Source organism: Chryseobacterium sp. HR92 (assembly GCF_045689405.1).
Lineage (GTDB): Bacteria > Bacteroidota > Bacteroidia > Flavobacteriales > Weeksellaceae > Chryseobacterium > Chryseobacterium viscerum_A.
The window spans coordinates 2401693-2428272 of sequence record NZ_CP139139.1 but is presented as its reverse complement, the minus strand read 5'-3'; the positions used below and the strand labels follow the sequence as shown (position 1 = coordinate 2428272).

The window sequence follows — 26580 nt, the reverse complement described above, 5'->3', positions numbered from 1 at the left end:
GGCTTAAACCACCCGTCAAAAATTCTTTGAATTTTCGCCACCCCTCCAAAAGAGGGGAATTCTAAGCCCTTCAATTGTAATATTAACCAATATAGAAGACTTTCATCATAGAAGTAAAAAATTCAGACAGCTTCATTCTCAACCTAAAAAAATGAAGAAAAAATGAAAAACAAAAAGCAGGGAAATTTTCTGCCAAAAGCAGGTATTATCGCATTCACATTTCTATTTTTTAACCTGGCAGAAGCACAGCAGCAGCTTATAGAGCTTAGCGGAAACATCAAAAATACAGATACACGCAAAAGTCTTGACTCTGTAAAAATACAGATCGAAAATACACAGGACATTGCAATAACTGATAAGCTGGGTAACTTTAAGCTCAGAACAAGAGTTACCATTCCATTCCGGGTGGTCATTCAGAAAGATGGTTTCACAGGTCAAACCGTTGAAATACTTTCGCCTTCCAACAAAATAACGATAGGGCTGAACCCTCAAAATACAATCATCGATGATGTGGTAATCTCAGCTTCCAGAGTTCCGGAAAAGATATTAAGATCACCTATAGCCATTGAAAAAATTGATATTAAAACCATCAGGGAAAGTCCTGCAGCCTCATTCTATGAAACATTGGAAAATGTAAAGGGGTTACAGCTTTTAACATCAAGTCTTACGTTGAAAATTCCTAATTCGAGAGGTTTCAATTCGCCTAATAATTTCCGATTCATGCAGCTGGTAGACGGAGTAGATGTACAGTCGGCAACGTTGGGAGTACCATTGGGAAATGCAATAGGTCCTACAGAACTCGACATCCAGTCTATAGAGGTCACTCCCGGAGCCGCTTCAGCATTGTACGGGATGAATGCCATCAACGGATTGGCAAGTTTACAGACCAAAGATCCGTTTACTTCTGAAGGAATAAGCCTTTATTTCCGTGGCGGGGTGAATCATGTAGACAATGTCAATCATAAAATAAGTTCTCTGGGAGAAAGTGCTATCCGCTTTGCAAAAGTCATCAATAAAAACTTTGCGGTAAAAGTTAATGCATCCTATTTCAGCGGAACAGACTGGATCTCCAACAATTTGACTGATCAGAATCCAGGATCTTTGGTTACAGCCAATCCTAATTTTGCTCTGCCCAATAATCCGGCTGAAGATCTCTGGAATAAATACGGTGATGAAAGAAACAACCGAGTTGCCGTAAAAGTTGATTACAACGGTAAACCTACTACATTCAACGTTTCCAGAACAGGATATCTTGAGAAAGATCTTGTAAGTCCGGATGTGAAAAATATCAAGTTTGATGCTGGATTATACTACCGTTTCGGAGATCAGTGGAGAACATCTTACGTATACCGGTATGGTTTACTGGACGGAACTTTCCAGAGAGGAAATAAAATCCGTTTGCAGAATGCTACTGTTCAGAACCATAAAATAGAACTGACAGGAAAGGAATTGACCTTCAGGGCTTATGTATCGATAGAAAATACAGGAGATTCTTATAATCTAAAACCTTTGGCAGATAATCTTGATCTCACCAATCTTTCCAATACCAACTGGAAAAATATATTCCAAACAGCTCTTCAGAATAATCTGAATGCAGGAGCCAATCTTAATGACGCTTTTATTCTTGCTCGCCAACAGGCAGATAAAAACAGAGTCGTACCGGGAACTGCAGCCTTCGAACAGTTGAAAAATACCATTGTCGGAATCAACAACTGGGATTCGGCCAATGGAGGCGTAGCAGGAGCTCCGGCAACAGGAGGAGCCAAGCTTGAACAGAAATCTCGTTTCTATCAGGGCGAACTTACCTACGATTTCAGCAGGTTTGTGAAGATCTTTAACCTTCTTGCTGGTGTAGATTACCGTTTGTACAGCATTACTCCGGATGGAAACAATTTTGTTGATTTCGACCGTCCGGTGAATGAAAGAAACATTCCTTTAGCCAACGGCACCTTTGGGAAAGATGTTATTTATCAGAAATATGGAGCTTTTGCACAGATTACCAAGCTTTTCTTTGATGATAAATTAAAAATCAACGCTGCTTTACGGATCGACAGAAACCCGGAATTTGAAGCCAAATTAAATCCGAGAATCAGTATAGTTTATTCTCCGGTTAAAGAGCATAATTTCAGAGCTTCTTTCCAGAACGGATATCGTTTTCCGTCGTTGTTTGAAGCCCTTTCTTTTGTGAACAACGGAAATGTAAGAAGAGTAGGTGGACTTTCAAAAGTAAACGATGGATTAGGCTATCTGGAGAATTCCTACACATTAGCTTCCATTGATAGATTCACTTCAGCAGTGAATACAGATATAGATGCCGGAAAAACCCAGGCTCAGGCAGCTCAGGATAATCAACAGCTTTTAACCGTAGCCAATCTGCAGAAATTACAGCCGGAAAAGATCAATTCATTTGAAGTAGGGTATAAGTCTACTTTTTTCAATAATAAACTGGTACTGGACTGGGATTTCTATTACAACATTTATGAAGGATTTCTTGGGCAGGTAGAAGTAGCGGTTCCAAAAAACAGCCAGGTAGGAAGCAATACTGCTGTTCTTGCAATGCTGGATCGAAGCAAACAGGACCGATACAGGGTATATACCAACAGTAACAACACCTATAAAAGCTATGGAACGTCTTTAGGGATTCGTTATAATATTACAGGAAATTATAATGTCAATACCAATGTTTCATATAATGATCTTGCTTCCAACAATTCTTCAGATCTGTTTATTACCGCTTTCAATACCCCGAAATGGATGGTAAATGTAAGTGTAGGAAACAGAGAAATTGTTAAAAATATAGGGTTTACCCTTGTGGCAAGATGGCAGAGTGGCTTTATGTGGGAAAGTCCTTTAGCATCAGGAGCAATTCCAGCCTATTACACGATTGATGCTCAGGCTACATGGAAACTTCCTGAAATTCGTGCGAATATTAAAATTGGGGCTACCAATTTACTGAACCGCCGTTATTTCCAGTATGCAGCAGGTCCTGAAATCGGAGGGCTGTATTATCTCGCTTTTACTTATGATTTAAAACTGTAATCAGGATGAGCAATTCATTATATCCCATATTTTTAAAACTTGAAAACCTGTCACTGCTGGTCATCGGCGGCGGCAAGGTAGCTCTCGAAAAACTGGAATCCGTACTGGGTAATTCACCGGAAACTTCCATCAAACTGGTAGCCCAGGAAATTATCCCTGAGGTAAGAACCTTACAAAATCAGTTTTCCAATATAACTCTGCACGAAAGAGCCTACAATGATCTTGATTTTAATGATACTGATCTTGCCATCATTGCGGTAAATGATATTGAATTAGCAGGGGAAATCAGAGAAAAAGCCCAGAAAAAAAATGTGCTGGTCAATATTGCAGACAAGCCGGATTTGTGTGATTTTTATTTAGGTTCCATTGTCAAAAAGGGAAGTCTCAAAATTGCCATTTCCACCAACGGAAAGTCCCCGACCATTGCTAAAAGATTAAGGGAAACCTTTACAGAAGTTATTCCAGATGAAATGGATCATGTATTGGATAATATGCAGAATATTCGCAATCAGCTCACCGGAGATTTCAATTATAAGGTTAAAGAACTCAACAAAATTACTACAGAATATCTGTCTGACGGAAAAGTTGCTGCAAAACCGGACATGGAAATTGAAAAGCTCATCAATATTACCAAAACCGCTCAGAGAAAAGCTAATATTTACCTTGCAATTATTGGAGTTTTGCTTCTTTTCGGGTTATTTGGGCTTGTGGTGTACCAGTTCAATCTTTCCGGTGATATTCAGTATTTTCTGAATAAGGATGGTCATATTTTTTACTGGATGCTGTTTGCCGGTTTCATGGCAGAAATTGTTGCCGGATCTATGGGAATGGGGTATGGAGTGATATGTACCACTATACTTTTACTGCTAAATGTTCCGCCACCTGTTGTGAGTGCAAGCATCCATTCTGCGGAGTCTTTTACTACTGCTGCCGGAAGTTTCAGTCATTATAAACTGGGAAATGTCAATAAAAAAATGGTATGGGTATTATTCCCGCTGGCTATTGTAGGTTCTATCATAGGTGCTTTAACGCTGTCTCATTATGGCGAACATTATGCTCATATTGTAAAACCTATTATTGCCTGCTACACATTATACCTTGGGATCAATATCTTAAGAAATGCGTTCAAAGATAAAAAATCGGGGCAAGCTAAAACCAAACGAAAAACAAATCTCAGAGTATTGGGACTGGTAGGTGGTTTTATTGATTCCTTTGCAGGAGGCGGTTGGGGCCCATTGGTGACCGGAACACTGATTAAAGAGGGAAGAATTCCCCGTTATGTAGTAGGAAGTTCTACCGTGGCCAAGTTTTTATTGACGATAACAAGTGCCATTACATTCATTTTCACGATTGGAATTCATCACTGGAATATTGTTTTGGGATTTTTGCTAGGTGGCGTTTTTACGGCTCCATTTTCAGCAATGTTGACCTCAAAACTTCCAACGAAGAAAATGTTTGTTGTGGTTGGAATAGTAGTAATCCTTATGAGTCTTATTACAATAGCAAAATCCCTTTTGTCATAAAAGACGGTTGTAAAAAGTATGGTTTTAAACGCAAAGATTTGATGTGTTAATTCTTAATATTTTAAGGGAGCAAAGCTTGAATCAATTACATTAATTTTTTCTAAGCATACTTATATCTAACGCAAAGATTTTAATGTTTTACTTTAATTTGAGAAATCAAAGGTGGAAAATAAATGATATGGTCTGTTGACACTATCATTGCTCATTTTTAGTAAAAATCTGAAACCATTAAAACTTTGCGTTTTTCTATTTTAAATACTTTTTTAAACCGTATGCTTTTGTATGTTTAAGGTATGCAAAGGCGCAAGGGTTTTATCTCCTATAAAGTAGAATAGAGCATAGTTTTTTTTATCTCACGCTGATTTTGCAGATTACGCAGATATTTATATAAATCTGCGTAATCTGTTTTATCTGCGAGAAAATTTATAACACATCTCTTACTAAAAATCTCTGATTTCCTGCACCTAATTATATATTTTAAAACACCTTTCGCCTTTGCGATTATCCAACAAAAAAACAGCTCTTAAAAAAGAGCTGCTTAAACTAATTAATTATTTAAGATCTGTTTTTTTTAAAGTATCAATTCCAAATCCTGTGCAACCCTGAAACAAGAACAGGAGCAGGAACAAAAGATACAGTACCTGAGGTAAATAAAGGAAATAGCTCAGCCATGTAAAAGGATCCATTTCATATACTCCGGTTTCAGATTTTATAGGAATAAGTTCCTTTGGAATGGAACTCAGATCATGCGTAAATAAGGCAACAAGTATAATGATAATTAAAAATGCAGAGCTTATTCTTGTCCAAAAGCCCAGCATTAAAAATAAACCGAATATACATTCACAAAAAGCGGTAAAATTGGCGGTAAACTGAGGAAATGGAAATCCTATAGTACTGATGGTATTGAACATATACCCCTGAAAAATAGGATGGAAAAGTTTATTGAAACCTGCTATAAAAAAGAATAATCCAATTAATATTCTGCAAATTACGTAGATGCTGACTGTATTTTTTTCGAGGTTTGATAATATTGTTTTCATTATTTTTTTAATTCATTGATTGATTACATCAACATGACAAAACCATGAACAATAGCTGGTCATGTGATGTTGATTAAATAATAGGATTCTGTTTGTTAATTTCAGATCGTGTTCTTTACGGGTATCTGAAATCTACATTTTTATTTTGGGAGGAATCCAGATAGAATTAAAAAATGAATAATAGGGTGGATCATCATACAAAAAATAGCGGTTATTGATTTCCTGATCCATAAATTTTTCAAATGCAAAAGAATGAAAAGAAGCGGTAAAAAACAGAGAAAAGCCGGAACAATAATTACTGTTGCACTTTATTGGAGTTCTGTTGTTTTCTTCCAGATCAATTTTATTGCATTTTTTATGAGATGTCTCTTCCTGACTGTAATTTTGTTTGATTTTGATAGAAGAAAATTGGGAATTTTCAGTTTTTAGGATCACCAAATGGACTAGCATTAAAAATACATTAAATACCTGTATATACCGCCATAATCCATTTCTTTCCCCCATAAATACCATAGAATTAAAACAAATATAGTAAAATATTCATAGCTGCCTTCTACATGAATGCCTGTTTTTCAAGTTCAGAAACTACTACTTTAGCCATTTCTTTAGAGCTAAACGGATTTTGTCCAGTAATCAAACTGCCATCAACTACAACATTGGAAGTCATAGGAATAAATGCTTTTCTGTAATGTACATTCCGCTCTTTAAGGGCTGCTTCCAGATTAAAAGGAACTTCATTTTTTCTTCTTGCCAATGTTTCTTCAAACCAGTCAAATCCGGTAACAGCTTTACCTTTAATCATATATTCTCCATCCGAAAGTCTTACGTTCAGTAATCCTCCGACCCCATGACAAATCGCAGCAACCATTTTATTGCTTTCATACTGATCTCTGAGAATCTCCTGTAAAGTAGTATTATCAGGAAAATCATACATGGTAGCATGTCCTCCCGCAAGATAAATACAGTCGAAGGAATCATTTTTTACCATATCAAGGCTTTTTGTCTGAGCCAATTCATTCATAAATACCGGATTTTCATAATAACTTTTTGAAATACCATCAAGCACCAGAGGTTTCAGACTTTCCGGGTCAATAGGAGTATTTCCACCTTTAGGAGAAGCTATGGTAATCTTCCATCCTTTCTCCTTTGCCGCGTGGTAAATATGGGTAAGCTCGCTCAGCCATAATCCGGTTTTAAGATGACCACTGGCATATTGTTCTATGTTTGTTACAATTAATAAGATAGTTTTCATCATGATATCATTAATTAAAAGACTTTCTGAACTCCAATGGAGAAACAGCCGTCTGGTTTTTAAATAAGCGGTGAAAAGACTGGGGATGTTCAAATCCTAAATTATAGGCAATTTCAGAAACGGACATTGTGGTGGTAGAAAGCAGCTCTTTTGCCTTTTCAATCATTCTGTTCTGAATATGCTGCTGCGTTGTTTGTCCTGTATGGACTCTCAGCATGTCACTCAGATAATTAGGGCTTATATTCATTTGTGCTGCTACGAACTGCACGGTGGGAATCCCATTGATCAACAGTTTTTCACTTTTAAAATAATCATCGAGTAACGTTTCAAGCTGAGTCAAAAGATCATGATTCACTTTTTTTCGGGTTAAAAACTGACGGTTGTAGAATCTGTCACAGTATTTTAACAGCAAATCAATGTTGGATACCAATAAATCCTGAGTAAAACCATCCATATTGGCTTCAATCTCCCTATTGATATTGTCCAGAATATCCGTTATAGATTTTTCTTCTTTTTCGGAGAGATACAACGCTTCATTGGCAGAATAAGAGAAGTATCCATACTCTTTTATAACAGAAGCCAACGGATATCCCTGCAGGAAATCGGGGTGAATAACCAATACACTTCCCCTAACCTCAGAAAGCAGAATATCTTCAAACTGCAGAACCTGATGAGGAGCAATAAAATACATGATTCCATCCTCAAAATCATAATAGTGCTGTCCGTATTTGCATCTTCCTGCACAATCTTTTTTAATAGAAATCACATAAAAATCTGTAGTCACCGCACTCAGAATAGTTTCCGGATCTACATTCACTTCATTAAAATCAAACACACTGATCAAAGGGTTGGAAGGTCTTTTCAACTTCAGATATTTGTGTAATGCTGTAATGGAGGTTACTTTTTCAGGAGCTTTCATTTTATTTCTTTTTTACCGCCCTTCCATAGGAGGGGAATGTTTTGTCCTTCGGTTGTGGTGTTCGTTTTTCTAAGTTACCCATTTTTAACGTGATTATTTTGCCGTCTGCTGTTCTTTTTTTATCTGCTCAATTCCCTGTCTGTAAGTGGTTACCTGAAATTCCGGAAATCTTTTTCTGAATTTTGAATCATCAAAAAGGTTATCATACCCATATCTTGGAAGCAGTTCCAGTAATTCTTTTGCATTTTTGTTGAATAAAGATCCTATTTTAAAAGCCAGTTTCGGAATTACAGAATACTTAAATTCTTTACCATAAATCTGAGAAACCAAAGCAATGAACTCTTCATAATTCAGTTTATGATCATCTACCGGTAAATGCCATGTCTGTTTATAGGCATCAGGCGTATTTCCTATTAAAGCTGTTGCACGGCTTGCATCAGGAGTCCAGATCAGGCTTCGCAGCTTACTGTCTCTCAAAGGAACTTTTAGTTTTTTATCTTCTTTAATTGCATTGAAAATAAGACTATTGGTAATACTTTGAGTTTTTCCCGGTCCATAAAATTCAGGAGCTCTGCAGATGACAGCCTCTATTGTTCCTGCTTCCATTTCTTTTAAAAGCATTTCCGTCATCCGTTTTCTCACCATTCCTTTTCTTCCTACAGGAGAGAATAAGGTTTGTTCCGTTAAGACCTCATTATTTTGAGGGTACATATAGGTATTGTCAAAAAAAACCAGTTTGGTACCATTGATTTTACAGGCTTCAATGACGTTTTTCAAAATCACCAGGAATTGCTTTTCCCACAGATCTGTATCCATAGGAAGTCCAAGTGTGAAATAAGCAATCTCGCTTCCTTTAACGGCTTCTATAGCTTTTTCTCTGTCTGATAAATCTGCAGAGAAAATAGTATCAGTATCATTTACTTTTTTAGCATTTCTGCTGACAATGCGGATGTCTGAAGTATAATTTTTTTTCAGTTCTCTTGCCAGTTCTTCACCAATCTGTCCATTGGCTCCTAATATGGTTTGCATCATTTCTAATTTTGAGGGTTATGTATTGCGTTCAAAATAAATAGAATATTTTCAGTCGCTATTATTTATGATGCAAAATTCGGGCATAATTATAAAAACAAGGTAGCTAAATCCATGGAAGTTGTAACATAATCTCTGATGACATAAAAAAGCCGGGAAAGAAAAGCTAACAGTGTTCGAATAATATAGTATTCTCTTCGTTTTCTTTACTTTCCCGGCTCTTAGAATTTTCTTTTATCATTTCCTGTCTAAAGCCAGATAATTGTCTTCTATTCTGCTGATCAGGATGTAAAACAAACCTGCATAGATCATCTGAATTCCCATGGCTTCCCAATTTTCAACCGTACTGCATCCAAAAAGCAGCAGGATAATCAGGGATGCGCCAGCTATAGTGGCAATGCGGGTTTTAAAACCAACCATCAGCAGTAATCCGATCATCAATTCTAAAAAGGGGAGTGTAATCCCGAACAGATGTACCAATGGCTGTGGAAGCCAGCTTGTTTCAAAACCTTTCATCATTCCTGATGCAAAGTCCTGTAGTTTTACAAGACGAACCAATCCGTGCCCTAAAAGGTTAATTCCCATAGACACGCGAAGGAAAAAATAGGCTGTTTTTGTATTATTCATAAAGGTATTTTTGGATGGAAGACCGAAGAAGGAAATTATACAGGTCATAAAAGTACTTTGCAGACTTCAATACCTTCTTTCCTCCAGCTTCCCGCTTCTTTACTTAGTTAAACTTTTCTTCACTGTTATCAACAAGAGTGTCAGGATCATTTATAACCATTTTGGCAATATCATCCTTTCTCATAAAGACTACCCCTTGTTTTTCTTTAGTATATTTAATAAATTCCTCCATAGCATGCATCATTGCAGGAGTTCCACCGATTCTGTCGTGAAAGCTGATGCTCATCATTCTTCTTTTGGAAGCTCCTTCTTCATAAAGACGGTCGAATTCAAATTTCAATTGGTTTAAAAACTGATCAGGGCTCCAGTGTTTTCCTTCAATATTGACGATATCATTGTTACGAAGGGTATAAGGAATGACAACAAAATTTTTCCCTTTTACTTTGGTAATAAAAGGTTCATCATGGCTTAAATCATCAATATGATACAGAAAACCAAGATCCTGTAACACTTTAAGGGTATTCGGGCTTCTTCTGAGCCAGTTACAGTTATAGCCAACAGCTTTCTGGCCTGTAATTTTTTCAACAGCATCTACACCTTTCTTTACAAAATTCAGTTCATCAGCATAATTCTTATTCCACTGATTATCCCAGGTAAAACCATGAGCTGCAATTTCATGACCTCCGTTTGCAATAGCTTTTGCCACTTCCGGATACTTTTCCGCTGCTGTTCCCACTACATGGGAAGTTACTTTAATGTCATATTTTTTCCATAGATCCAGCATTCTGTAAATTCCTTCATTTCCTCCGTAACGATACCAGCTTTCTGCCGGAAGATCCGGGTTGCCTTTAGGAAGTGGAGTACTACTGAAAGGACTTTCAGCGTCTTCAGGCTGTCCGCCTGTTTCAAACTGCATAGAAACGGAAATCACCAATTGAGCTCCATTCGGCCATTGTTTTTTTGTTAGAATTTTTGTTTCAGATTGATCTTTTTTTGCCCTTTTATCCTTATCATGATCAGAAAAAGACATCAGAACAATTGTTGAAGCAACTAACAGTATTGATTGTTTTATATATTTCATTTTGAATGTATTTAATAGAGCAAAATTGGTCAATAATGAATTATGATATATTGTAAGAATTAATGGTAAATTTGTAAAAATCCATTCTTTCATGAAACGAATCGTTAACTTCAATTCTTTTAATGTTTTCAGCATCGAAAAAGAAATCTGGGATGTTGAGTATCATAATCATAACTTTTATGAACTCATTATCATAGAGAATGGAAAAGGATGTCATCATCTCAATAATATTACTTTTCCTTATAAAAAAGGGGATGTTTTCCTTCTGAGACCAAGTGACGGGCATGAATTTTCCATTACCAGTAAAACATGTTTCATCTATATAAAATTTACGGAACAGTATATCTGGCAAAACCTTTTGTCCAACAAAAATAATGAGCTTAAAAAAGTGGTCCAACTTCTGATGGAAGACCATTCTTTTGTCTATGAATCGGTGATTCAAAGTAAAACGGACAGGGAACATCTGCTACAACTTGCACGTATCCTTCTCTATGAGTTCAACCATAAAAATACGTACAACAAAGAAATCACAACCGATCTTTTTTCCAGTATCATCACTATTCTGATCCGAAATACAATGCATAATAGTACTACCAAAAACTGGGTCACACAAAACGTAAGCAGAATTGAAAAGATGTTGTATTATATCAACATTAATGCTTTAGATGCAGATAAAATGAAAATTGAAAACCTGGCTAAAGAATTTATGCTGTCCCCTAATTATATCAGCATTTATATCAAAAAACAAACAGGCTTTTCTATACAACAGCATGTTATACAGCATAAAATGAAAACTGCAGAAAAACTTTTGCTTCAGAGCCATTATAATATCAGTGAGATTGCCGATAAACTGGGGTTCAATGATGCCAGTCATTTCAATAAAATATTCAAAACATATAAAGAAATGTCTCCTTCTGAGTTTAAAAAGAATAGTTTATCTTACTGACCTTCCGGATTATATATTTTTCATATCTTTAATAATCAAACCTTTAAGCCCATGAAAACGAGTGCGGGTATTTTGCTTTTTAAAAAAGAAAAAGATAGTCTGTATTACTTTCTTGTTCATCCTGGCGGGCCTTTCTGGAAAAATAAAGACCTGGAAGCATGGTCTATTCCAAAAGGAGAGCTGCTTCCAGATGAAAATCCATTGGAACGTGCATTAACGGAATTTAAAGAAGAAACAGGAAAAACAGTGAAAGGGAACTTTATTGAGTTGTCACCCATTAAGCAAAAAGGAGGAAAAATAGTTTACGCCTGGGCATTGGAGGGGCATATTGATACTTCAGCACTTTACAGCAATACCTTCTCTATGGAATGGCCACCCAAATCCGGCAAAATAATAGAAATTCCCGAAGTAGATCAATGGGAATGGTTTGCTTCAGAAGAAGCACAGCAACGGATCAATACGGCACAGAAAGGTTTCATAACAGAACTTGAAAATATAGTAAAAAAACAGTAACACCTTAAAACAAAAACCATGAAAAAATTAAACAGAAAAACATTAAAAAACATTGTGGGAAAAATTGGTATAGAGCTGAATCTTCCTCTTCCTGTAGGCATCTGTCTTGGAAATCTGCTTTCCTTATGCCCTCCTCATTCTCATTGCCGCGCAGATGAAAGATGCTATCCTGATGCAGCGGGTCCCTGTATCAACGGACAGTGTCCTTCAGGCTATCACTGCCATTCAGGAGAATGTGTAAGATAAAATATCAAAACAAAAAAACGTTTATCAGACTGATAAACGTTTTTCATTATATATTAAAGTTTCACCTCTTTATTATTCCTATCGCTTTTAATGCGCTCGATGTTAAAAAGATGTCATCAAAAACGGTAAGTGATTCTACATCATGATATCCTGAAGGAATCAGGTCGTTCTTATTAAAAGATAATTCAATGGAAGCATCATATGAAGCAATGATTCTCACTTTTGAATATCCGTTATAGTCTACTTTAAAACCTTCAAACATACAGTTCTGTTCTGCCTTCTGATATTCGGCATATTCTTCAAATCCTGCAACATCTGTTCTTTTCCCGTCATTATGATCGAGAGACTTCCATTCCGTATAATTTTTGGGTTCTTTCAGAATATTTCCTTCACGATCTAAAGGAACAAACATTCCAAGAGTCAGGCGCTTCTTTAAAAAATTGGCATAATTATTCATCAGATTCAAAATCTGAAGATCAGCATATCCTTCGTGTGAATAATATTCCAACACGAAAGTTGTCATCGGAATCAGCTTATGAGAAGCATCAGTCGGCATAATTAGTCTTTAATTTTTTTTGGCCGATAAAAATAGTATTTTTATTTACTCTACCCAATGGAAGTAGGTGAATAGGATGGAATTTATACCCATTCTGAATAACAATAAGTATAGGACAACCCTTCATTTTTCAGTATTTTTGATGGGAATAACTCTATTACAATAACGAATCTACCTGTTAAAACCAGTGATTTTTGCCTTATACAAATTATTATATGTTGAAAAAGATATTATTAGGAGCCAGCATCATTCATTGTTGCTTTTACAATACTATGGCTCAGAGCCCCGGCCAACAACCGGTTTATACATCCGAATGGGGACACCTTTACCGTGATCAGGGAAATAATAAGGATCTTCTGGGAGTGTTTTCTACCGAGGCACCTGTTTACCTTCTCGATTCCACCCGAACACAATACAAAGTACAGGTAAGCAATGGCGATATTGGTTTTATAGACCGCCAGTCTTTACAAAAAACGATGCGTGGTAAAAAGTCTTCCGGAGAACCTGCCCAATATTTCAATAGAGGATCACAAGGATTCCAATGTCCGCATTTCTATGTACAGGTATCGGAACTGCGTGTACGGAAAGCTTCTACAACAGAAAGCATCCCGGTAAGGAAAGCATCTTTAAATGAAATGGTCTGTATTGATTATGTGCCTTTATATCAGGATGGCTGGATCTATATTGGGGATCATTTCCACGAAAATCCCGAATATATCCAAATGAAATATCTGGGTGCTGAACTTACCTACGAAAAAGTTCTGAAAGACTATCTGGCAGTAAAGGGTAAAGACAAGGAAAAAGAAGTGGCTCAGGTTGGAAGACTACGTGAAATGGCATGGCTGGAAGATAAAAATCTTAAACAAGCCTTAAACTATTGGAAAGAGTCATATGCCAATACCAATGTAGAAAACTCAAAAGTAGATATTGACTTTGAGCTTCTTCTTGCAGATCAATTTGGAAAAAAACCAGAAGCTAAAGCTTATGAAAAAAAACTTAAAGCTTTAAATCTACATTTTATATGGAAGGAAACTGCCCTTTTTGACGGAAAAATTACAGGTGCACAGATGAAGCAGCTGGAGATGCAGAAGATTAAAGATATTCCAAACATGTCGGAATGTGGCTGGGAACCCCAATATTTTTACAGAACACCCAATATCATTATTGCTTTTGAAGAATATAAAGGAAAAGTTTCCGGAAGTATCTATAAAATGTCTTTCAGTAATGGTGAAATTTTAGTTTTGGGAAATGAACGTATGGATTCCCATTATGATGAAAGAAATTTTGTAACCCGTTTTGGTGATATGCTGTCTGCACGCTGGATTTCGTCCCCACACGAATATTACATCCAGAACGGAGATGCAGGACTCTTTATTTTTACTTTTAAAGAGGGAAAACTTTTCAGCTACGAATGTATGTACTATTGCTAGATATATTTAATCATAATATGTTCAATTTCTAATATTTATATTTCATGATCAATGATCCTATTTTCTTAGCTTCTGACACTGCTTTATTGGGCTACAGAATAGCAGAACTTGTTGCTGACAAACTACAAAAAGGATATTTACTTGGATATCGGCACCGTGATTTTTGCGGAATGGCTATGAAAATGGATGAAAAAAATCAATTTTTATACGGAGAACTTTATGATGGGATTGATTTTTCAGTTCCAACGGTTTTTAAAAACAGAGAATCATTTGTTATATGGCTTTCTGAACAATCCACCGCATCACTGGCCAGACTGGATGATGATGATTTTTATAGAGGAAACCAGGTAATTACAAGACAACGCTTACTGGAATTTATAAAAGACTAATGATGTGCTAAAAAATCCAGTCCAATTCTCCAACAAGAGTGATTAAATATAAAGCTGTATCTTTACATTACCAAACAAAATATTATATGTCATTTATTACACCGGAAGGAGCCAGGAAGGCTCAGCTATCCCTATCAGAAAGAGCACCCGTTGCTCATGCTATTCTCTCAGGAGCAGAGAATATTTCGAAATACAACAGTGGAGTATGTCATGATGTGGTAGCCTATGCTTTGTATATGCGTGGCGCCTCCATAAGTCCTGCTCAGCTGGCAGAATCAGCCGGACAAAAATGGTTAACTGTATTTAACTATCCTTTAGGAGAAAAGTGGGACGGATATTCACCCATTCCTGCAGGAAAAGCTATTGGTTTCTACAGACTTATTGATAAAAGCTGGTTTCATTCAGCGGTTACAACAGGAAAAGGAAATGAAATAAGATCTGTTAACGGATTTTCATTAGGATCTGCATGGTCTGTACCTGTAGATATGAAATGGGTATTAGGCAAAAGAAATTCTGATGGCACATTCAATTATGATGGTACCAAAATAGAAGTCTATATCTCTTCTTTATAGTTGAAATTTCATTGTGATAAAAACAGGCAGACTTGCAAATTAGCGAATCTGCCTGGCTTTTTATATATCATTCTAAGCATCAGCACATTTCGGACAGATCCCGCTGATGATAAAATTGTATTCCTGTGCAATAAAATGTTCCGGTAAACTGATTTCCGGAATTGCATTTTCAATACACGTTACAGAATTACATTCTTTGCAGTTGAAATGAACATGATTATGAAAATGCTTTTCATGAGTACATTTTCCACTGCACTTCGCAAAATTCACCACCCCGTCAATATTAACAATCTTGTGGATAGCTCCTTCATTTTCAAGTCTTTCCAATACTCTGTAAATCGTTACCCTATTGCATAGATCACCCAATTTTTTTTGAATATCTGAGTGGGTAAGGGCTATTTCTGAGTCATTGATAAGACTTAAAATTTCAGTTTTAGCATGCGTATTTCTAACTTGTTTCATATTTTAATGCAACAAAGTTGCGTTATTTGAATTTTTATTTATACTTTTGCAACAAAGTTACGATAAGAAAATTAATCCATACTATTATGAAGTCAAAAATTCTTGATGCTGTAGGAATCTCCGCTGCTGTTTTATGCCTGATTCATTGTATAGTCTTTCCGTTATTACTGATTGTTCCTTTGGGAATATCACATAATCCCTATATTGATTTAGGTTTCCTTTGTATTGGTACCATTGTCGTATTCAGGGTAACCAGAAAAATAACCAACCACTGGCTGAAACTTTTATTCTGGATATCAGTTTCTCTCATTTTTATTTCTGTACTTATCGACCTGATATTTGAAATTCATGTTCCTCTGATCTATTTTGGAGCTGCAGGTTTAATTACGGGCCATATCATCAATTTTAAAAATCATAAACATTAAAATACATGACGAAGAAACTTCCTGTAACGGTACTCAGTGGCTTTTTGGGAGCTGGAAAAACCACATTGCTCAATCATATTCTCCATAATAAACAAGGCTTGAAAGTAGCTGTCATTGTGAATGACATGAGCGAAGTTAATATTGATGCCCGTCTTGTTGAAAATCAAAATACTCTTTCAAGAACAGAAGAAAAGTTAGTAGAAATGAGCAATGGGTGTATCTGTTGTACACTCCGCGAAGATCTGATGATAGAAGTTGAACGTCTTGCTCACGAAAATCGTTTTGATTACCTATTGATAGAGAGTACAGGAATCAGTGAACCTATTCCGGTTGCCCAAACCTTCACCTATATTGATGATGAGAGTGGAATAGACCTTTCCCGTTTCAGCTATGTAGATACAATGGTAACTGTAGTGGATTGTTTCAATTTTATGAAAGATTTCGGGTCCAATGAACTATTGATGGATCGTGATCTTACCGATATGGAAGGAGATTACAGAACAATTGTCAATCTTCTTACAGACCAGATTGAGTTTGCGAATGTGATTATTCTAAACAAAACAGATCTTATCAACTCTGAAACACTTGGATTTTTAAAAGCTGCCATTAAAAAATTAAACCCTGATGCTGTCATTCTACATTCAGAATTTGGTAAGGTTGAACCTCAGCAAATTTTAAATACGCAGCTTTTTGACTTTGATAAAGCACAATCTTCAGCTGGCTGGCAAAAAGAATTACAATCCGAACATCATACCCCTGAAACTGAAGAATATGGAATCAGCTCACTGGTTTTCAGAGATAGAAAACCATTTCATCCTGTGAGACTCTGGAACTATTTGAATCATCATTATCCTGAAGGAACAATAAGGGCAAAAGGCTTATTCTGGCTGGCCTCAAGAACAGACGATGCTTTGAATTTTTCCCAGGCCGGAGGTTCTTTCCGTCTGGAAAAGGCTGGGGTATGGTGGGGCAGCATGCCCATGAACCAACGGGTACAGTATTCTTCGTTTGCAGAAAATCAGGAATTTATAGAAAGCAGATGGGATAAAACCTGGGGTGACAGAATCAATGAGCTTGTGTTTATTGGGCAGAACCTGGATAAAGATCAAATGTTATCAGACCTCCAGCATTGCCTTATTAATGAACAGGAAAAAGAACTGCTTGATCAGAAACAACCTTTTGAAGATCCTTTCCCAAAGAATATTTAAAATTAACCTTTAATTGATGCAACTTGGTTTGATAAAAAACTAAATACAACAACTTATCATCTTATTTCAACACAATATGGACAGAAGAAAATTTCTAAAAGGTTCAGCATTACTTTCAGGGTTATTGACCTTATCACCATCTGATCTCTGGAGCTTCGGGAAAACTGTAGAAAATCCCAGGAAAGGAAAAGCAAAGAATATCATCTTTATGGTAAGTGACGGAATGAGTCTTGGAACACTTTCAATGGCTGATCTGTATTCCCGGAATATTTTGGGAAAAGGGAGTAACTGGCTCAATCTGTATCATGAGAAAAAAGTGACACGAGCTCTGATGGACACTGCCTCTGCAAGTTCTATTGTAACTGATTCCGCTGCAGCAAGTTCCGCTTTCGGAGGAGGAATAAGAGTGAAGAACGGAGTCCTGAACATGGGGGCCAACGGTGAAAAACATCTTCCCATATGGCAGCAATATAAAAAAGCAGGAAAGAAAGCAGGCTGTGTGACAACCGTTACTATTACGCATGCCACTCCTGCAGGATTCTGTGTAAATTCTTCAAAAAGAAATGCAGAACCCCAAATCGCTGAAATGTATGCAGACCTGGAATTGGATGTGCTGTTAGGAGGCGGAGATGAATTTTTCAATCCAGCAAAAAGAGAAGACAAGAAAGATCTCTATTCTGTGTACAGCAAAAAGGGATACAGGATTCTAAAAACACAAAACGACTTGAAAGAAATCAAAAAAGGAGAGAAATTATTAGGAATATTCAATTCAGGAGCACTCCCTTACAGTATTGACAGAGTTCATGTTCCGGAATTTAAAAATACACCAACTCTTGCTGAAATGGCAAAGACCGCCATTGATCAGTTGAAAGATCATCCCACCGGTTTTGTCCTTCAGATAGAAGCCGGAAAAGTAGACTGGTCAGCCCATGCCAATGATGTAGCAGCACTCATTCACGATCAGCTGGCATTTGATGAGGCTGTAAAAACAGTAATGGATTTTGCCGAAAAAGACGGAAATACATTCGTTATCATTACTACAGATCATGGAAATGCCAATCCCGGAACGATTTACGGAACTGATGCTACCAAAAAGTTTAACAGTATTTCAGAATATCAATATACCAACGAATATATTCTGAACAAGATTCAGAAAGACTATTCAGTAAAAGACATTAAAGACTGGATCTATGAAGGCAACAAAATCATTCTGAATGATGATGAAGCCAAACATCTTCTGAGTTTCTACAACGGACTTGAAAAAGAAGAAGAAGGGCTTTATAATTATAAAAAACTGCCTTTCAAGCTTTATTCAGAAATTCAGAAAAGCAGAAATTCAGTAGGATGGATCAGTATGGATCATTCGGGAGATTATGTGGAAGTAGCAGCTTATGGGCCTGGAAATGAACTTTTACAGCCTTTTATTAAAAATACAGACCTGCATGATCTTATGCTGAAAGCCTGTTTGATATAGACATTCATATTTTTTCATATTTAATTATTTGGGAGAGTGCAAGGCGGATTGAGTGTGTCCGCCTTGTTTTTTATGTATCCATCATTATTCACTTACATGCTCTTTATAATATCTCCCAATCTTTTCAGTGCATTTTCTACTTTATCATTCCAAACATTATTGCAGCTGATCCGGATATAGTTTCTATAATCCCCGCTATTGGAAAACAACGGTCCAGGGGCAAAATTTACAAACTGATCAATGGCTTTTTTCTGAAGTTCAAACACATCAATATGGGCAGGCAGCTCTATCCACACTACCAAACCTCCTTCGGGCTGGCTCATCCGGATATCAGGAGGAAAATATTTTTCTATTGCCTGAATAGTCAGTAGCATCAGTCTATGCAGTTCAGGCCGAAGCTTGCGCAGATGACGGTCATAGGCTCCTGTTTTCAGCAACTGCAACAAAGAAGACTGTACAATGCTTGCCGTTGCAACATTAGTAACAGTTTTCAATTTGATCACCTGTTCTGTAAACCTTCCTGCAGCACACCATCCGATTCTGTAACCAGGTGCAGCCGATTTAGAAAAAGAAGAACAAAGCATAACCCAGCCATGATGGTCGTAGCTTTTTATAGTTGTTGGGCGTTGTGTCTGGAAATGTAAGTCTCCATAAATATCATCTTCTATGACCGGAATTTCCATTTTTTCAGCAAAAGCGGCTATTGCTGATTTCTTTTCATCATTTAAAGTAATTCCATTTGGATTATTAAAATTTGAAATTAAAAGACATGCAGAAATTCTTTGTTTGCTGCAGATTTCTTCCAATTCCTGAATATTGATGCCGGTCAAAGGACAACCGGAAAATTCGATTATTTTAAGATCAAGGCTTTCTATTGTCTGCAATATACCATGGTAAATTGGGGACTGCACAAGTACAGTATCACCCGCTTTTGCTACAGCTCGCAGACATAGATTGACTGCTTCCAAAGCACCATTCGTAATAACCACATCATCAGCCGACATATTAGCCTGCCAAAGGAAAGACCTTCGAGCAATTTCCGTTCTCAACTGACTATTTCCTACAGCAGGCTCATACTGTAAATGCCGGCCTGTTAAATCCCTGGAAGCCTGCTGTAAACTTCTCCGCAAAGCATTAAAAGGTAGAAAATCCGGATGTAACACAGCATTAAAAAATGAAACATAAGATTTGTTTTCCGAATCAGGAAATGATACTTCCTGTAACACTTTTCCAATCGCTATTTTTTGAGCAAGGGTGCTATTTTCTGACTGCTTTGGAAGACTTACAGAAGAAACAGAGGTTCGGAGCACAATAAATCCCGACCTTTCTTTTCCGGCTACCAGACCTTTATCTTCCAATAAAGTGAAAGCTTTCAGAATAGTCCCGACACTTATTTTCAATTGTTGCCGGATACTGCGTAATGATGGAAGTTTGGCCCCCACGGGATACGTTCCGTTATTGATGGAAATCTCAAACTGATCTGCAAGTGCTATGTATTGAAAATCTTTCATCTGTTATACTAATATATTCATTTTTTGTATCTGTTACAATATAATAAAGATATCTACTTTTACTGAACAAAAAAATAAGAAGAATATGAAAAAATTAGGATTGGTAGGAGGCATCAGTTGGGCTTCTACTTTAGACTACTACCGTCTTTTAAATGAAGGAATTAATCAGCAATTAGGTGGATTGAATTTTGCGGAATGTATTATATATTCTGTCAACTTTAACCATTTTCAGCAATTTAATGCAGATTACGACTGGGATGCGACTTTTGAACTTCTGTATAATGCCGCCGAAAATTTAAAAAAGTCAGGAGCAGAAGCTATTGTACTTTGTGCCAACACAGCCCATATTGTTGCCGACAGGATTGAAGAGAAAATAGGATTACCACTCATCCACATTACAACGGCTACAGCCAATGCCGTTAAACGAAAAGGATTAAAAAAAATTGGTTTATTAGGAACAAGTTATACGATGGAGCTTGATTTTTATAAGGATAAACTAATCGAAAGTGGTCTGGAACCTCTTATTCCTGAGAAAAGTGAAGACAGGGATTATATAGAGGATATTTTAAGAAATGAATTAAGCAGAGGCATTATTAATCCTGAAACCAAAAAAAATTATCTTAAGATTATTCAGGAGCTTACAGACCGTGGAGCAGAGGGGATTATTTTAGGCTGTACAGAAATTCCACTTCTGATCAAACAGGAAGATGTCTCTGTTCCGGTATTTGATACTATTCAGATTCATGTAGATGCAGCTGTAGCATTTGCCGTTTCAAAGCGCAACATAACAGCAGTCTCATAAAACACTAAAATACAGTTCAATTCAAAAGAAACCAATAATAATCAATGAGTTCGATTTATTAATGGTTTCAAACATAAGTACCATATTATTTAGATATGGTACTTTTTATTTTCATAATGACAATTATTTCTTTTTTTGGTCTCCGATATAACAAATGGGGATATAATTCTTCAATTTTTTAAATATTTCAGAACTACAAAAGATAGATAATATACCTCTATGGAAGATAAAAAAGATCGTAACTCATGGATATTTCACGATTTTATTTTTCTCTTTCGAGAAGTCCATTTTTGATTTTAATACGACATGTTTTGTCGCTGTTAGGAGATAATTTTACATCAGAATAAAATGAATTTCAATATAAATAAGGAGAATTAAAGAATAAATAGTATGATTTACCGCAGACTGTATTAAAGTAATTTTCATGTCTTAAAAAATATTAAATTCGCTACGTTTTAATAAAACTAATCACTAACTCAGAAAACAACAATACGGGAATGAAAAAAATCTATCTCGGTGCATTTACCTTATGCACTGTCCTGGGATTAGCTCAGGAAGTGGTGTGGCAGAAAGACATCAAATCCTCTACTCAGGATTTTCTTAGCCAGGTCACTACAACTATCGATCAGCAGTATCTGATAACGGGAAGCTCGATTCAGAGCGACAAATTACAGCAAACGAGCAAACAAAACAACGGCTATGATTTTCACCTTGTAAAATTGAACCAGCAGGGAGAAGAAGCCTGGGAAAAATACTTTTCCGGACAAAATCATGATTATTTATCAGCAACCGTGACCACACAGGACGGTGGATTTCTATTAGCCGGAACATCCTATTCTGGAAAAGGTCTGGATAAAAAAGAAGATTCCAAGGGTGGGTCAGATATTTGGCTGATCAGAATCAATGAATTCGGTGATGAATTGTGGCAAAAGACTTTAGGAAGTTCTTCAGATGAAGAAGCCAGAGCTGTAATCCAAACTCCAGACTTAGGATTCTTTGTTGCAGGGAATGTTCAAAACTCTTCAAAAGGTTATGGCTCTAAAGATGTCTTAATTACCAGAATCGATAAAAACGGAAAAGAACTCTCCCAATTAATCTTAGGCGGAAAAGGCTTAGACGAAGTGGAGAAAATGATTCCGACGAAAGATGGAGGAGCGCTATTGGGAATTTATTCGAGGAGTTCAGCTGTACAAAGTAAAATGTATAATGTACAAAGTCCTCAAAATACATCCGACACCCGACATCTGACAACTGTACAAAAACAAAGCGAAAACTTCGGTGAAGGAGACTACTGGATTGTCAAATTAGACAAAAACGGAAAAGTAGAATGGGAAAAGAACTTCGGAGGCAAAGGTGATGATCATATCAGAACCCTTGCATTAACGTCAACAGGCTTTATCATTGGTGGAGAATCAAGGTCAGAAAGATCAGGCAATAAAACGGTGGGCATTGAAGAAGGAACAGATCTTTGGCTGATTTCTTTAAATGAAAGAGGTGATGAACAGTGGCAGAAATCATACAATTTCAAGAACCGTGATATCCTGATGGGAATGAGCGTGATTCATTCCGCAGATGATAAATCTTCCAAGGGCATTCTATTAGGAGGTTATACCCAAGCTGAAGGAAGAATACAGAATGATGATGAAACCTTCTGGATGCTGTATTTGGATCACAATGGCAATGAACAGTTGAGAAAACATGTGAAAGGAGAATTCAGACAAAAAGAAGAGAGACTTTCTGACTTAAAACTGAATAGAGATGGTTCTATTATATTGGCAGGAACCAGTGCAGAAGAACTGGGTAAAGAGAATTGGAAGGTTGTGAAACTGGGAGACAAACAGGTAAATGATCTGATTGAAAAATATGACATTAAGATTTATCCAAATCCAGTATCAGATTATGCTTACGTAGAAATCGGCTTTGATTTCAAAGGTGCTGATATTCTGTTGTATGATATGTCTGGAAGACAACTTCAGAATATTAAAACCAAGAACAGAGTGACAAAGATTAATACACAGGCTTTGGTTCAGGGAGCTTATCTGGTGACTATAAAAACTGATACCAACAAAACGGCGAATGCCAAATTAATTAAGAAATAAAAACACAATGAAAAGAAATATTACAAGCTTATTCTTTTACTTGTCTATTGGCGTGGCTTTCGCGCAAACTACGGGAAGCAAACAGTCAACGCTTCCAAATATCATTCCTCCATCTGCTGAATCCTATAAACTGGGAGCATTTGGAAATCTTCCGGTAAGCCTTTTCACAGGGAATGCCAATATAGATATTCCTGTAACATCTTTTGCAACTGAGAATATTAATATTCCCATCAGGCTTAATTATTTTTCCAATGGAATCAAAGTAGATGACATGAACGGTTCTACGGGACTTGGTTGGAATCTTATTTCCGGAGGGGTGATCACAAGAGTGATAAGAGATTTACCTGATGAGGATAATCAATCCAATATAAATATTCCAACCAATATTGGAGATTTGGGTGCTAATACGACTGCTGCTATGCAATTTTTCCAGGATGCGTCCTTTGATGATATAGATACAGAGCAGGATCTATATATGGCGAGCTTTGGAGGGATGCAGATCAAATTCGTCTTTGATAAAAAAGGAATACCAGTTATTTATTCCCAAAAAGATGTTGTCATTGAGGGAACCAGTGGTGGAAATTCTTTTACGATAACGGTAGATAATGGAACCAGATACTACTTTACCGATAAGGAAACTACTTCCAACCGTACCGCTGGTGCAGGACATTCTCTCATATCAATTTCCACTACAGCCTGGTATTTGACAAAAATTGAGGATATTACCAGCGGAGAAGTTGTATTTATTGAGAATGTAGATGGTGGGTATACTGGTACTATGAGCCAATCACAGACCTTATCATATACTACTCCTAATGATGGTCCTATGACATCGGGTTGCGGAAACCCGGCATTTATCAGATACCCTCAAGTAAGTGAACTGATCAGCCATAACCAGACTGTTACCGGAAAACAGATTAAAAGAATTTATAGTAACAATCCTTCTTATGGAGAGATTATTTTTGATTACCTGCAATCGGGAGGCAGTGGAGACTATAAGAGATTACAGAAAGTTACCAAAAAAGTTAATGGCAGTATAATTAATGATGTTACTCTCAATTACAACCTTACCGCTAATAACCGTCTGTTCCTTACTTCGGTAGTGGATGGTGTTTTAAATACTACCTATGGCTTTGAGTACAACTTACCGGATGTATTTCCTCCAAGATTGGCCTTTAGCAGGGACAGCTGGGGATATTATAACGGCAATACCTCCAACACTAATCTGGTTCCTTACAAAGAAAAGGTATCTATGTGGAGTTCATACAATGGAGCATCACAATCGGTCGTTCCTCAGCACACGGCTATTGGGATACTTCAAAAGGTAATTTATCCTACAAAAGGATCTACGGAGTTTACCTATGAAAACCATACTGCAATTGAGCAAAATGTAATGCTCAGTCCATCGGAAAGAACAGGAACTCAGATTAAAGCCACGGCAGATGATAATAATGGTCATGTTGAAAATACGGTGGCTTTTACTCCACTTCGAACAGAAGACATCACTCTGGGAGGAAGTGCCCAGTTTAACAATGCTTGTGACCCTGCCGAGCAGGTTACCGGGAAACACAGGGCAATTGTGAGCCTCTTAAAGTCCAATGGTCAGGCTGTTCCATTATTTTTTAAAACTCCTGCTGGAGTGGTTACAGATGCGGGTAATTCGGTTACTTTTCCTACCAATAATGGAGCAGGCCTTTTTGCCCATGTTCAGAAAGATGAACCTTTAACTCTTAAAGTTTGGACGCTATTTGTTTGTACCCGTTCCACAGCATCTGCAAGTTATACAACCAAGGAGGCAGTTTATGGAGACAAAGAAGGACCAATTGGTGGGCTACGAATTGCTAAGATTGTAGATACTTCGGAAAATGGGGTAGCCAATACAAGAAAATTTGTTTACCGTGATTTGAATGAGCAAAACACCGAGGCTGTTGTATTAAGAACTCCAGCATTTGAGGAGCAGCTTCTTTATACCAGAACTTGTAGCACAAATAACCCCAACTTACCAAGCGGATCTGTTCCTACAGGTGTAGAAAGATTTCCTTATACAATGGTGACTTCTTCTAATATTAACCAGCTATTTGCTACTCATCCCAATGTATTTTATAAAACGGTGCAGGAAATTGTAGAGGGAAAATCCAATATTATCCATAATTATTCTATTAGTTCAGATGATTTTGGTAAAGTAATTCACGGAGATAATATCCGAAACTCCGTCTGGACAAACTTTGGGTGGAATAATGGGCGCGAACTTTTGACTAAGTATCTGGATGCCGGAGGTAATCTGGTACGCACTGTAGAGATGAATTATGAAGAGGACAATAGCAGAAAATATCAGGTGGATGGCTTTTCGATCAGAAAAAATTATGATAATCCTGTCACTAAGAATGAAACAAAACTCTGTACAGCAGAAGATGTGGCAAAAACCATTTCGTATAATTATTGTACTGCCAGCCATTCTCATAAATACAATGCTGTGGATGGGTATAAAAACTGTCAGGCAGTAGGTGCCCAAAATATCACTCAAACATATAATGATGTCTGTTTTGGTAAACCTGTAGGACTAATTACCTATGAAGATAAGCTGGATAATCTTGATATTGTACAATACAAAAACATTTCCCGTTTCGAGTACCTGAAATCACAGAAAACAACAGACTACCTGAATGGGACTGCAATGAAAACGGAGACCCAATATTTCTATAACAATCCAAAACATACCCAGATAACCTCTCAGAAAACTATTTTTCCGGACTTGTCTACTACAGAAAAGACGTATCAGTATGCTCACGAGAAAAGTAACCAGCTGATGATTAATAAGAATATGGTAGCTATTCCACTGGAAACAAAAACACAGCAAACAGTAGATAATATTACCAAAGTGACATCAAGGGAAGAAACTATTTATCCAACCGCGCTGCCTCATACGGTTACCGGAAATCTGGTGCTTCCATTATCTGAATACTCTTATGATACCCTAAGTCCTACTATTTCTTCTAAGGATGTTACTTACGAAAAATATGATGAAAAAGGGAATATTCTTCAATACAGAGAAAAAGACGGAACTCCTGTCAGCTTTGTCTGGGGATACAACAAGACCAGGCCGATAGCAAAAATTGTAGGAGCGTTATATAGCCAGGTGGAAGGTTTGATCAGTACGATAGTAGCCAGGTCCAATGAAGATGCAGCTGATCCAACGAAAGAAGCCGAGCTGTTACTGGCTCTTGATGCCTTTCAGCCCGTTGGGATGACAACCAAGTATACTTACGATCCTTTGGTGGGGATAACAACCATTACACCACCTTCAGGAATTAGAGAACTCTATGTTTATGACAGTGCCAAGCGATTGAAGCAAATTCAGGTAAGGGAAAGAGACAATGCTGGAACTTACAGCTTCAAAGTGGTCAAAGAATTCAAGTATAACTATAAACAGTAAGCAC

At 37.0% G+C, this 26580-nt stretch carries 23 protein-coding genes; 14 read left to right on the top strand and 9 right to left on the bottom strand.

Annotated elements, in window-relative coordinates; translation table 11 throughout:
* The first annotated feature begins 162 nt into the window (after positions 1–162).
* Positions 163–3039 carry a TonB-dependent receptor gene (locus SFA27_RS10955; RefSeq protein WP_407298063.1) on the top strand — a complete coding sequence of 959 codons (2877 nt, stop codon included), beginning with the start codon at positions 163–165 and terminating at the stop codon, positions 3037–3039.
* A gap of 5 nt (positions 3040–3044) precedes the next feature.
* Positions 3045–4562 (top strand): TSUP family transporter, encoded by a 1518-nt coding sequence (locus SFA27_RS10950; RefSeq protein ID WP_407298062.1) that lies wholly within the window; start codon positions 3045–3047, stop codon positions 4560–4562.
* A 551-nt stretch (positions 4563–5113) separates the two neighbouring features.
* Here the strand turns inward: SFA27_RS10950 and SFA27_RS10945 are convergent.
* From SFA27_RS10945 to SFA27_RS10920, 6 genes are all read right to left on the bottom strand, one after another.
* Positions 5114–5602, bottom strand: coding sequence for a DoxX family protein (locus SFA27_RS10945; protein ID WP_407298061.1), 489 nt, complete (start codon positions 5600–5602; stop codon positions 5114–5116).
* A 553-nt stretch (positions 5603–6155) separates the two neighbouring features.
* The gene (locus tag SFA27_RS10940) at positions 6156–6857 is read right to left on the bottom strand and encodes a type 1 glutamine amidotransferase domain-containing protein (RefSeq protein ID WP_407298060.1); all 702 of its coding nucleotides are present in this window, start codon (positions 6855–6857) and stop codon (positions 6156–6158) included.
* A 7-nt stretch (positions 6858–6864) separates the two neighbouring features.
* Entirely contained in the window at positions 6865–7773 is a 909-nt protein-coding gene (locus tag SFA27_RS10935) for a helix-turn-helix domain-containing protein (protein WP_407298059.1), read from the bottom strand.
* A gap of 93 nt (positions 7774–7866) precedes the next feature.
* Positions 7867–8802: an NAD-dependent epimerase/dehydratase family protein gene (locus SFA27_RS10930; RefSeq protein ID WP_407298058.1), complete on the bottom strand. Its 936-nt coding sequence runs from the start codon at positions 8800–8802 to the stop codon at positions 7867–7869.
* Between the two features lie 237 nt (positions 8803–9039).
* Positions 9040–9429, bottom strand: a complete 390-nt coding sequence (locus SFA27_RS10925) for a MauE/DoxX family redox-associated membrane protein (protein ID WP_264517885.1) — start codon at positions 9427–9429, stop codon at positions 9040–9042.
* Between the two features lie 103 nt (positions 9430–9532).
* Positions 9533–10510, bottom strand: a complete 978-nt coding sequence (locus tag SFA27_RS10920; RefSeq protein WP_407298057.1) for a polysaccharide deacetylase family protein — start codon at positions 10508–10510, stop codon at positions 9533–9535.
* Between the two features lie 91 nt (positions 10511–10601).
* Here SFA27_RS10920 and SFA27_RS10915 point away from each other — a divergent pair, with 91 nt between their 5' ends.
* From SFA27_RS10915 to SFA27_RS10905, 3 genes are read left to right on the top strand one after another with little or no spacing between them, the layout of a single operon-like run.
* Positions 10602–11456, top strand: coding sequence for an AraC family transcriptional regulator (locus SFA27_RS10915; RefSeq protein ID WP_407298056.1), 855 nt, complete (start codon positions 10602–10604; stop codon positions 11454–11456).
* 51 nt (positions 11457–11507) lie between these two features.
* Positions 11508–11969, top strand: coding sequence for an NUDIX domain-containing protein (locus SFA27_RS10910; RefSeq protein WP_047374692.1), 462 nt, complete (start codon positions 11508–11510; stop codon positions 11967–11969).
* 18 nt (positions 11970–11987) lie between these two features.
* A complete protein-coding gene (locus SFA27_RS10905; protein WP_407298055.1) occupies positions 11988–12215 on the top strand; it encodes a hypothetical protein in 228 nt (75 codons plus the stop codon).
* A gap of 61 nt (positions 12216–12276) precedes the next feature.
* On the opposite strand, the gene SFA27_RS10900 is transcribed toward SFA27_RS10905, so the two are convergent.
* Positions 12277–12771, bottom strand: a complete 495-nt coding sequence (locus tag SFA27_RS10900) for a hypothetical protein (RefSeq protein ID WP_047374688.1) — start codon at positions 12769–12771, stop codon at positions 12277–12279.
* 215 nt (positions 12772–12986) lie between these two features.
* On the opposite strand from SFA27_RS10900, the gene SFA27_RS10895 reads away from it, so the two are divergent.
* The 3 genes from SFA27_RS10895 to SFA27_RS10885 all read left to right on the top strand — a co-directional run bounded on the left by SFA27_RS10895 (position 12987) and on the right by SFA27_RS10885 (position 15162).
* Positions 12987–14201: a hypothetical protein gene (locus SFA27_RS10895; protein WP_407298054.1), complete on the top strand. Its 1215-nt coding sequence runs from the start codon at positions 12987–12989 to the stop codon at positions 14199–14201.
* Between the two features lie 44 nt (positions 14202–14245).
* The gene (locus tag SFA27_RS10890; RefSeq protein WP_047374684.1) at positions 14246–14590 is read left to right on the top strand and encodes a hypothetical protein; all 345 of its coding nucleotides are present in this window, start codon (positions 14246–14248) and stop codon (positions 14588–14590) included.
* A gap of 86 nt (positions 14591–14676) precedes the next feature.
* Positions 14677–15162, top strand: coding sequence for a hypothetical protein (locus SFA27_RS10885; protein WP_047374682.1), 486 nt, complete (start codon positions 14677–14679; stop codon positions 15160–15162).
* A gap of 72 nt (positions 15163–15234) precedes the next feature.
* On the opposite strand, the gene SFA27_RS10880 is transcribed toward SFA27_RS10885, so the two are convergent.
* Positions 15235–15624, bottom strand: coding sequence for a Fur family transcriptional regulator (locus SFA27_RS10880; RefSeq protein ID WP_047374680.1), 390 nt, complete (start codon positions 15622–15624; stop codon positions 15235–15237).
* Between the two features lie 86 nt (positions 15625–15710).
* On the opposite strand from SFA27_RS10880, the gene SFA27_RS10875 reads away from it, so the two are divergent.
* The 3 genes from SFA27_RS10875 (at position 15711) to SFA27_RS10865 (ending at position 18731) form a co-directional block, all read left to right on the top strand.
* Entirely contained in the window at positions 15711–16049 is a 339-nt protein-coding gene (locus tag SFA27_RS10875; protein WP_047374678.1) for a MerC domain-containing protein, read from the top strand.
* Positions 16050–16054: 5 nt separating this feature from the next.
* Entirely contained in the window at positions 16055–17257 is a 1203-nt protein-coding gene (locus SFA27_RS10870; RefSeq protein ID WP_407298053.1) for a GTP-binding protein, read from the top strand.
* A 76-nt stretch (positions 17258–17333) separates the two neighbouring features.
* Positions 17334–18731: an alkaline phosphatase gene (locus SFA27_RS10865; RefSeq protein WP_407298052.1), complete on the top strand. Its 1398-nt coding sequence runs from the start codon at positions 17334–17336 to the stop codon at positions 18729–18731.
* 92 nt (positions 18732–18823) lie between these two features.
* Here the strand turns inward: SFA27_RS10865 and SFA27_RS10860 are convergent, their stop codons facing one another.
* A complete protein-coding gene (locus SFA27_RS10860; protein ID WP_407298051.1) occupies positions 18824–20242 on the bottom strand; it encodes a PLP-dependent aminotransferase family protein in 1419 nt (472 codons plus the stop codon).
* Between the two features lie 85 nt (positions 20243–20327).
* On the opposite strand from SFA27_RS10860, the gene SFA27_RS10855 reads away from it, so the two are divergent.
* The 3 genes from SFA27_RS10855 (at position 20328) to SFA27_RS10845 (ending at position 26576) form a co-directional block, all read left to right on the top strand.
* The gene (locus SFA27_RS10855) at positions 20328–21044 is read left to right on the top strand and encodes an aspartate/glutamate racemase family protein (RefSeq protein WP_047374671.1); all 717 of its coding nucleotides are present in this window, start codon (positions 20328–20330) and stop codon (positions 21042–21044) included.
* Between the two features lie 497 nt (positions 21045–21541).
* Positions 21542–23143 (top strand): T9SS type A sorting domain-containing protein, encoded by a 1602-nt coding sequence (locus tag SFA27_RS10850; protein WP_407298050.1) that lies wholly within the window; start codon positions 21542–21544, stop codon positions 23141–23143.
* A gap of 7 nt (positions 23144–23150) precedes the next feature.
* Entirely contained in the window at positions 23151–26576 is a 3426-nt protein-coding gene (locus SFA27_RS10845; protein WP_407298049.1) for a hypothetical protein, read from the top strand.
* Positions 26577–26580 lie beyond the last annotated feature (4 nt).

Bases quoted from the DNA above. Each gene is read 5' to 3' on its own strand.
- SFA27_RS10955 (WP_407298063.1), top strand. From the start codon at position 163: ATGAAAAACAAAAAGCAGGGAAATTTTCTGCCAAAAGCAGGTATTATC.
- SFA27_RS10950 (WP_407298062.1), top strand. From the start codon at position 3,045: ATGAGCAATTCATTATATCCCATATTTTTAAAACTTGAAAACCTGTCA.
- SFA27_RS10945 (WP_407298061.1), bottom strand. From the start codon at position 5,602: ATGAAAACAATATTATCAAACCTCGAAAAAAATACAGTCAGCATCTAC.
- SFA27_RS10940 (WP_407298060.1), bottom strand. From the start codon at position 6,857: ATGATGAAAACTATCTTATTAATTGTAACAAACATAGAACAATATGCC.
- SFA27_RS10935 (WP_407298059.1), bottom strand. From the start codon at position 7,773: ATGAAAGCTCCTGAAAAAGTAACCTCCATTACAGCATTACACAAATAT.
- SFA27_RS10930 (WP_407298058.1), bottom strand. From the start codon at position 8,802: ATGCAAACCATATTAGGAGCCAATGGACAGATTGGTGAAGAACTGGCA.
- SFA27_RS10925 (WP_264517885.1), bottom strand. From the start codon at position 9,429: ATGAATAATACAAAAACAGCCTATTTTTTCCTTCGCGTGTCTATGGGA.
- SFA27_RS10920 (WP_407298057.1), bottom strand. From the start codon at position 10,510: ATGAAATATATAAAACAATCAATACTGTTAGTTGCTTCAACAATTGTT.
- SFA27_RS10915 (WP_407298056.1), top strand. From the start codon at position 10,602: ATGAAACGAATCGTTAACTTCAATTCTTTTAATGTTTTCAGCATCGAA.
- SFA27_RS10910 (WP_047374692.1), top strand. From the start codon at position 11,508: ATGAAAACGAGTGCGGGTATTTTGCTTTTTAAAAAAGAAAAAGATAGT.
- SFA27_RS10905 (WP_407298055.1), top strand. From the start codon at position 11,988: ATGAAAAAATTAAACAGAAAAACATTAAAAAACATTGTGGGAAAAATT.
- SFA27_RS10900 (WP_047374688.1), bottom strand. From the start codon at position 12,771: ATGCCGACTGATGCTTCTCATAAGCTGATTCCGATGACAACTTTCGTG.
- SFA27_RS10895 (WP_407298054.1), top strand. From the start codon at position 12,987: ATGTTGAAAAAGATATTATTAGGAGCCAGCATCATTCATTGTTGCTTT.
- SFA27_RS10890 (WP_047374684.1), top strand. From the start codon at position 14,246: ATGATCAATGATCCTATTTTCTTAGCTTCTGACACTGCTTTATTGGGC.
- SFA27_RS10885 (WP_047374682.1), top strand. From the start codon at position 14,677: ATGTCATTTATTACACCGGAAGGAGCCAGGAAGGCTCAGCTATCCCTA.
- SFA27_RS10880 (WP_047374680.1), bottom strand. From the start codon at position 15,624: ATGAAACAAGTTAGAAATACGCATGCTAAAACTGAAATTTTAAGTCTT.
- SFA27_RS10875 (WP_047374678.1), top strand. From the start codon at position 15,711: ATGAAGTCAAAAATTCTTGATGCTGTAGGAATCTCCGCTGCTGTTTTA.
- SFA27_RS10870 (WP_407298053.1), top strand. From the start codon at position 16,055: ATGACGAAGAAACTTCCTGTAACGGTACTCAGTGGCTTTTTGGGAGCT.
- SFA27_RS10865 (WP_407298052.1), top strand. From the start codon at position 17,334: ATGGACAGAAGAAAATTTCTAAAAGGTTCAGCATTACTTTCAGGGTTA.
- SFA27_RS10860 (WP_407298051.1), bottom strand. From the start codon at position 20,242: ATGAAAGATTTTCAATACATAGCACTTGCAGATCAGTTTGAGATTTCC.
- SFA27_RS10855 (WP_047374671.1), top strand. From the start codon at position 20,328: ATGAAAAAATTAGGATTGGTAGGAGGCATCAGTTGGGCTTCTACTTTA.
- SFA27_RS10850 (WP_407298050.1), top strand. From the start codon at position 21,542: ATGAAAAAAATCTATCTCGGTGCATTTACCTTATGCACTGTCCTGGGA.
- SFA27_RS10845 (WP_407298049.1), top strand. From the start codon at position 23,151: ATGAAAAGAAATATTACAAGCTTATTCTTTTACTTGTCTATTGGCGTG.